Origin of the sequence: Breznakia sp. PFB1-19, assembly GCF_029893935.1 — a bacterium.
Lineage (GTDB): Bacteria > Bacillota_I > Bacilli_A > Erysipelotrichales > Erysipelotrichaceae > Breznakia > Breznakia blatticola.
In genome coordinates, this window is sequence record NZ_JARXXJ010000045.1 from 1 (window position 1) to 7,263 (window position 7,263).

6 protein-coding genes are annotated in these 7,263 nt (G+C 36.4%); 1 reads left to right on the forward strand and 5 read right to left on the reverse strand.

Going from position 1 to position 7,263, the window contains the following annotated elements; all coding sequences use genetic code 11:
- Window positions 1-106 precede the first annotated feature (106 nt).
- From M2098_RS11380 to M2098_RS11390, 3 genes are read right to left on the reverse strand one after another with little or no spacing between them, the layout of a single operon-like run.
- Window positions 107-631 (reverse strand): Fe-S-containing hydro-lyase, encoded by a 525-nt coding sequence (locus M2098_RS11380; RefSeq protein ID WP_280684597.1) that lies wholly within the window; start codon window positions 629-631, stop codon window positions 107-109.
- On the reverse strand, window positions 628-1,476 hold the full coding sequence (locus M2098_RS11385) for a fumarate hydratase (RefSeq protein WP_280684595.1): 849 nt from the start codon (window positions 1,474-1,476) through the stop codon (window positions 628-630). The genes M2098_RS11380 and M2098_RS11385 overlap by 4 nt, the downstream gene beginning before the upstream one ends.
- A 12-nt stretch (window positions 1,477-1,488) precedes the next feature.
- On the reverse strand, window positions 1,489-2,643 hold the full coding sequence (locus tag M2098_RS11390) for an NADP-dependent malic enzyme (protein WP_280684593.1): 1,155 nt from the start codon (window positions 2,641-2,643) through the stop codon (window positions 1,489-1,491).
- Window positions 2,644-3,139: 496 nt separating this feature from the next.
- On the opposite strand from M2098_RS11390, the gene M2098_RS11395 reads away from it, so the two are divergent.
- Window positions 3,140-3,520 carry a hypothetical protein gene (locus M2098_RS11395; RefSeq protein WP_280684591.1) on the forward strand — a complete coding sequence of 127 codons (381 nt, stop codon included), beginning with the start codon at window positions 3,140-3,142 and terminating at the stop codon, window positions 3,518-3,520.
- Window positions 3,521-3,565: 45 nt separating this feature from the next.
- Here M2098_RS11395 and M2098_RS11400 read toward each other — a convergent pair whose 3' ends face one another.
- Both M2098_RS11400 and M2098_RS11405 read right to left on the reverse strand, forming a co-directional pair.
- Complete coding sequence (locus M2098_RS11400) at window positions 3,566-5,536, reverse strand: copper-translocating P-type ATPase (RefSeq protein WP_280684588.1); 1,971 nt, start codon at window positions 5,534-5,536, stop codon at window positions 3,566-3,568.
- Between the two features lie 111 nt (window positions 5,537-5,647).
- On the reverse strand, window positions 5,648-6,820 hold the full coding sequence (locus M2098_RS11405) for an iron-containing alcohol dehydrogenase (protein ID WP_280684586.1): 1,173 nt from the start codon (window positions 6,818-6,820) through the stop codon (window positions 5,648-5,650).
- Window positions 6,821-7,263: the final 443 nt, after the last annotated feature.

A 7,263-nucleotide genomic window follows, 5' to 3' on the forward strand; every position in this document is an offset into this window, starting at 1 on the left:
GATTTTTTGTCAACACATTGAGCAAATAAAAAAGAAGGGTCAGATATTTCCAACTCTTCTATGTTTTACAATCCTTAACTTAATGACATTGGCTTTGAGCTCTTTGTTATCGTTGATATAAATTTGTTCCTTGTGCATCTAAAGCGATCGTGACAGGAAAGTTTTCGACAGTTAGTTTTAAAATGGCTTCTGCACCTAGATCAGCAAAAGCTACAGGCTCTGCTTTTTTAATACATTTACCTAATAAAGCACCAGCCCCACCAATAGCAACTGCATAGAGTGCTTGATTTTTTATAATTGAATCTTTGACTGCTGAACTTCGATATCCTTTTCCAATGGTACAACTTACACCTAAGTCATAAAGTGTAGGTGCATAAGCATCCATTCTTGCAGATGTCGTAGGACCTGCACTACCAAAGGTATGTCCTGGTTGTGTTGGGGTTGGTCCAACATAATAAATAGTTGCATCTTGTAAATCAAAGGGAAGAGATTCATTGTTTTGAATCATTTCAAACAAGCGTTTATGTGCTGCATCTCTAGCAGTATATAATTCGCCACTAAGATAAATTAAATCTCCGGTTTTTAAGTCCTTCATTGTTTCTTTGGTTAAAGGTAGTTGAATGTGTTTCATGATAGTACCTCTTTTGCATGTCTTGTAATATGGCAAGAAATATTCACGGCGACAGGTAGTCCTGCGATATGTGTAGGAAAGTATTCTACATTAATTGCAAGTGCAGTCGCATCACCACCAAATCCTTGTGGTCCAATTCCTGTTTCATTGGCAAGTTGCAGCAATTTCTTTTCAAGTTTAGCATAAGCGGGATTACTATTAGTTGTGCGACTATCGCGAAGTAATGCTTTTTTTGCTAGAACAGCAGCATAATCGAAAGTTCCACCAATACCAACACCGACAACCATTGGGGGACATGCATTAGGCCCGGCATTTTTAATTGCCTCAAGCACAGTTTGAATCACACCTTCTTCACCATCGGCAGGTGTAAGCATTGTAAGTGTGCTTTTATTTTCCGAACCAAAACCCTTGGCAGCTACTTCAATGATGACCTTTTCACCAGGAATGATTTCTGTATATAAAATACACGGTGTATTATTTTTTGTGTTGATACGTTCATATAGTGGGTCATCGACAACTGATTTTCGTAAATAACCAGCTTCATATCCAGCAGCAACTCCTGCATTGACAGCTTCGGTTAAATCCCCATCAATTAAATGTACATCTTGTCCAATTTTTAAAAATACAATTGCCATTCCTGTATCTTGACATACAGGAATTTTTTCTTGCTTTGCAATTTTGGCATTATCTAAAAGTATACCTAAAGTATCTTTGGCAAGATCATTTGTTTCTTGTGTATTTGCTTGTTGTAAGAGTTCATATATATCACTTGGATAGTTTACATTGATATCTTGCACCATGTTTGCAAGTACATCACGGATTGCATTTACGCTAATTTCTTTCATGAGGTTCTCCAATTACTTGTTTACTTCAGCTTTTACAGCGTTGGCCACAACTGTAACGACATCTTTATTAAATGAATTTGGAATAATGTAATCTTCAGTAAGTTCCTCATCTTTTACAACAGAAGCGATTGCTTTAGCAGCAGCAACTTTCATTTCTTCAGTGATTTTAGATGCTCTTGCATCAAGTGCACCCCTAAAGATTCCAGGGAATACCAATACATTATTGATCTGGTTAGCAAAATCACTACGTCCCGTTGCAACAATACGAGCACCACCTTCTTTTGCGACATCTGGCATGATTTCTGGAACTGGATTTGCCATCGCAAAAACAATTGCATCAGAATTCATAGTACGTACCATTTCTGCACTTACAATATTTGGTGCACTTACACCAATGAAAACATCTTTGCCTTTCATAATGGTTGCTAAGTCACCAGTTTGTTTGTTGGGGTTTGTGATATTTGTCATTGCAGCTTGTGCTTCATTCATCCATGTTTCACCTGGACAAAGTGCACCTTTTAAGTCAACTAAAGTGACATCTTTGGCTCCAATTTGTAAGAGTAACTTGCAAATACTGATACCTGCAGAACCTGCTCCATTGATAACGATACTTGCTTGTGCAATATCTTTCTTTACCAACTTTAACGCATTGATAATACCAGCGCTTACCACAATTGCAGTTCCATGTTGATCATCGTGGAAAACTGGAATGTCACATTCTTCAATTAAACGTCTTTCGATTTCAAAACATCTTGGTGCACTAATGTCTTCTAAATTGATTCCACCAAATGTAGGGGTAAGTAGTTTTACGGTACGAATGATTTCTTCTGTATCTTGTGTATCTAAACAAATAGGGAAGGCATCAATATCTGCAAACTCTTTAAATAGAATTGCCTTTCCTTCCATCACGGGCATTGCAGCTTTTGGGCCAATGTTACCAAGTCCAAGCACGGCACTTCCATCTGTCACAACAGCTACGAAGTTTCCTTTATTTGTATAGGTATATATCGCATTATCATCTTCCACGATTTCACGACATGGTTGAGCAACACCTGGAGTATATGCTAATGATAGATCTTCCATATTTTTTACTTCAACTTTTGATGTGACAGCAAGTTTCCCTCTATGCTTCTTATGTAATTCTAATGATTTTTCGTAAACGTCCATATGATCTCTCCTCGTCTTTTTATCTTCATTATTATACATCAGAGTGATTGGATTGGTGATATAAATCTTATATTTTAGTAGTTTGTATTAGATATGGAATATGTGGATTAGAAAAGATGTAAGAAAACTTAGATAAAAATCCAACCTTTTTCAAATATATGCATCTAATTAATAGAAGGTAATTAGATAATTATTCTTCTTAGGATAGCCTATGTCCTACAAACTTCCTTATAAAACACACACATAAACACACAAACGGAAAAACACTAGGCGGGTATTCTATACCAAGTACAATTGAGGGATTGTACACTACTTACTATTTAGGTAAGTAAAAAGGTCAACTTTACATGTATATGTTAAGTTGACCTTTTCCATTATAAGATGGTTATAAACAGAGTTGATGTTTGTGAAATCTTTATGGCAATCAGCATACAAAAATGGTAGTATTTTAGTAACGGAATTATCGTTCATGCTATGGCGGAAAGGCGAGGGGATAATGAGTAAGTATCAAGATGAAAAACTAGGGAATCAATTCTTGGGACAACTAAAAGACTTAAAAGATATTCATAATTATCACGAGTATGTTGATTTTGTGCGTCATTATATTGAGTACATTTGGGGCGGAAATACAAAGTTGTTAGATACCAATCCATTTGGTGTAACATTATTAGCTACACATGAAGAGTATGATGAAACGATTGCAGTTGTGGTGTTGTATCAAAGTAATGATGTTGCATATGAGCAAATTATGAGTGCTCTTGAGGGACAAGCATATATGCAAACCAACAGTTTAAGTGTGATTAGTAATCAGTCAATGGATGCGGCTGCTAAAACACTAGCAGAAGATCATTCCATCCTATATTTTAAATTCTCGTAAAAAAACGTTCAGTTTTGTCGCATGATAGACAAACCGAACGTTCTTTTATAATTTGAGCATCATTGCGTTAATTGCAACAATGATAGTTGATGCACTCATCAAAATAGCACCAATTGCAGGAGATAGTATGATACCAAATGGTGCCAATACACCAGCAGCAAGTGGGATTGCAATGATGTTATATCCTGCTCCCCACCATAGGTTTTGCATCATTTTTCTAGTTGTGTTTTTTGCAAGTGAGAAGAAGTTTAGTATGTCCAGTGGATTGCTTTTTACAAGCACGACATCCGCACTATCAATCGCAACATCAGTACCTGCACCAATAGCTACACCGATATTAGCACGACTTAATGCAGGGGCATCGTTAATTCCATCACCAACCATCATGACTTTTTCACCATGCGCTTGATAGGTCTGAATAATATGCTCTTTATCTTGCGGTTGCAAGGAACTTTCCACTTTATCAATATGTAATAATTGCTGTACTTTGGATGCAGCTTTTTCATTATCACCTGTTAGCATCATGGATGTGATACCTTTTTCTTTTAAGCCTTGAATAAAGGCTTTTGCATCTTCTTTGATTTCATCACCTTGTGCAATATAACCAATCAATTGCTCGTTTTCTAGCAAGTAACTAATTGCATAGCCTTTTTCACTAAGCATATTAAATGTGGTCTTGTCGTAGTTAATTTGATGTGTATCCATATACGAGTGAGATACCAATAGTAACTTTATATTTTGGTCTTGGATACCTTGTAAACCAATGCCTGGTAAGGTCTCAATGTTTGATAGCGAAACTGGTTTAATTTGTTTTGCCTTCGCATCATTTAAAATACCAAAAGCAAGAGGGTGACTACTTTCACTTTCAAGACCTGCCATGTATGCAAGGATTTGGTTATCATCATATTTTGTGGAAACAGATCGTATTTCTTTTACTTCAAATTTTCCCTCTGTAAGGGTTCCGGTTTTATCGCTCATTACTATTGTAATTTTATTTGCGATTTCAAGAGCAGTACGTTTACGAATCAGAATTCCATGTTTTGCGCCAATGGATGTGGAACGCGCTACAACAAGTGGAATGGCTAAACCAAGAGCATGAGGACATGCAATAACAAGAACACTCACCATACGTAATAAAGCTGTGCTTACATCTTTGCTGAGGATCAACCAAATGATAAAACTTGCAATACCAACACCGGTAGCGATATAAAACAAATATTTAGCGACTACATCACTAATAGATTCAACTTTTGATTTTTCTTTTTGCGCATCGCTGACTAGTTTCATAACCTGGGAAATATAACTTGCATCACCAGTTGCATGAATTCTCATCAATAGCGAGTGGTTTCCGTTTTGCGATCCACCAATAAGCATGTCGTTGACCTGTTTTGTGATTGCTCTTGATTCTCCAGTAACAAGCGATTCATCAACACTTCCCGAACCTTCGATAAGCACTCCATCTGCAGGAATGCGTTCGCCTGCTTTTACTAAGACGATATCATCTTTTTTTAGTTGTTCGATCGGTGTATCTAGATAACTTCCATCACTTTGCTTTACACTAGCAACACTAGGTAATAGTTTTGCCATACTTTCTAGAGCATCACCAGCTTGCATAACACTTTTCATTTCCATCCAGTGTCCAAATAACATAATTACAATCAAACTCGCAAGTTCCCAAAAGAAGTCCATCACATGTGGTTGCAAGTGCAGTATATAATTAGAAACAAATGCATACAGACTATAAATATATGCAGTGGAAATGCCAAGTGCGATTAGCGACATCATCGCAGGTTGGTGCATCTGTATTTCCATTTTCGCACCACTTAAAAAAGGACTACCACCATAGAAGAATAGTGCAGTTGAACATAGTAAGACAAGCCAGTGGCTGTCTGTAAATTGTATATGAATGGGTAATTGAAGTCCCATCATGTTAGATAATAAGAAAATTGGAATTGCCAGTATAAGAGAGATAAAGAACTTTTGTTTGAGATTATTCATATGCATCATATGTGCCATAAAAATCACTCCTTTCCTATAAGCCTATCCTATCATAGCCAATTTGTTTACGTGGTCTAGATGCACGCAATAAAAAAGGAAACATGTAGTATAACATGTTTCCGATTCGAATTATGCATTCATACTTTCTTCTAAAATAGCTTTAACATCCTCTTTGCTTAGTGTTTTGTAGCCGCCAGTATTTAGTGGGGTACCAGCAACAATGCCATCATACATTTCAGGAGTAACGCCTAAGTCTTTAACACTTAAGACAAGTCCGAGTTCTTTCATGAAGTCTTCCATTGCTTGTAAACCTTCAAGGGCAATTTGTGTATCATCTTTGTCTTGTGCTTGTACATTCCAAACGTTCATAGCATAGCGTTTAAATTTAGCCACACCATAAGGTAAAATCATTTTATAGTATGGAATTGATACAGCAGAAAGAGTCATTCCGTGTGTTGCATCAGTATACGCACCAATTGATTGTCCGATCATATGAACTTCCCAGTCTGTTGTTTTTCCAACAGCAACAAGTGTATTTAGTGCCCAAGTAGATGTCCACATAATGTTACTTCTAGCTTCATAGTCCATTGGGTTTTTCACGGCAATTCTTGCGCTGTGAATTAATGATTTTAGTAAGCCTTCCATAATGTAGTCTGATGTATTATCATCATTTCCTGAAAAGTATTGTTCAAGAATATGTGACATAATATCGAAACATCCAGCAACCATTTGATACATTGGAACTGTAAATGTATACTCTGGGTTTAAAATCGCAAATTTAGGGAATACATTTGGACCGTATACATGTCCAATTTTTAAATTTGTCTGCGGATTTGTAATAACAGATCCTCCATTCATTTCAGAACCAGTTCCTACCATTGTAAGAATACAACCAACAGGGATGATTTTATTGTCTACTTCTTCCATTCGTAAATAGTACTTATCCCATGGGTCTTCTTCGCAGTATGTACTCACTGAAACTGCTTTAGCATAGTCTACAGTAGAACCTCCACCAACAGCTAAAATAAAGTCAACTTCATTGTCTTTAGCAATCTTGCATCCTTCATATAATTTATCCACAGTTGGGTTTGGCATAACGCCTGGATCTAAAAATACTTCTTTCTTGCAATCTGCTAAGACTTGCATCACTGCATCATAGATTCCATTTTTCTTGATGGAACCTTCACCAAAAGAAAGCATAACTTTTGGTCCGTAGTTTTGCAATTCCTCTTTTAATGAAGCAAGTGCATCTTTTCCAAAATGTAATTTGGTTGGGTTGTAGTATGTAAATGTACCTAACATGGTATATCCTCCTTTGTTGTTTCCAACATCTATTTGCATTCTACAGGCTAAAGTTAACTTTAGGTCAAGCACAAAATAAAAAAATAATCCGTCTATGACAAAAATGCTTTATTTCATAACATTAAGCATTTGTAAGAACTGTAAGGTGGTATAACTATCCATGTAAGGGAAACCCCCTTATTGACACACATACACATGAATGAAAAACTGTGCCTGCACTGTACGGTTTTGGACACCTTCGGGTGTTTTTTTTATACCTTTTCAGTCAAATACTTTATATTTTGAATTAGTGATAAACAATATGACATCATAATCACAAATATCATTCTTTCAAATGAATCTATATGTTATAATAAATAGAGCATAGCTCTATTCGTGGGCATTTCCCCGCTGCTTGCGGCGTAGTGTCTTGTGTAATACAATGTTTGTATTACACAAGGGGT

Excerpts from the sequence above, each read along its gene's own strand:
- M2098_RS11395 (WP_280684591.1), top strand. The coding sequence starts at position 3,140 with ATGAGTAAGTATCAAGATGAAAAACTAGGGAATCAATTCTTGGGACAA.
- M2098_RS11385 (WP_280684595.1), bottom strand. The coding sequence starts at position 1,476 with ATGAAAGAAATTAGCGTAAATGCAATCCGTGATGTACTTGCAAACATG.
- M2098_RS11405 (WP_280684586.1), bottom strand. The coding sequence starts at position 6,820 with ATGTTAGGTACATTTACATACTACAACCCAACCAAATTACATTTTGGA.
- M2098_RS11400 (WP_280684588.1), bottom strand. The coding sequence starts at position 5,536 with ATGGCACATATGATGCATATGAATAATCTCAAACAAAAGTTCTTTATC.
- M2098_RS11380 (WP_280684597.1), bottom strand. The coding sequence starts at position 631 with ATGAAACACATTCAACTACCTTTAACCAAAGAAACAATGAAGGACTTA.
- M2098_RS11390 (WP_280684593.1), bottom strand. The coding sequence starts at position 2,643 with ATGGACGTTTACGAAAAATCATTAGAATTACATAAGAAGCATAGAGGG.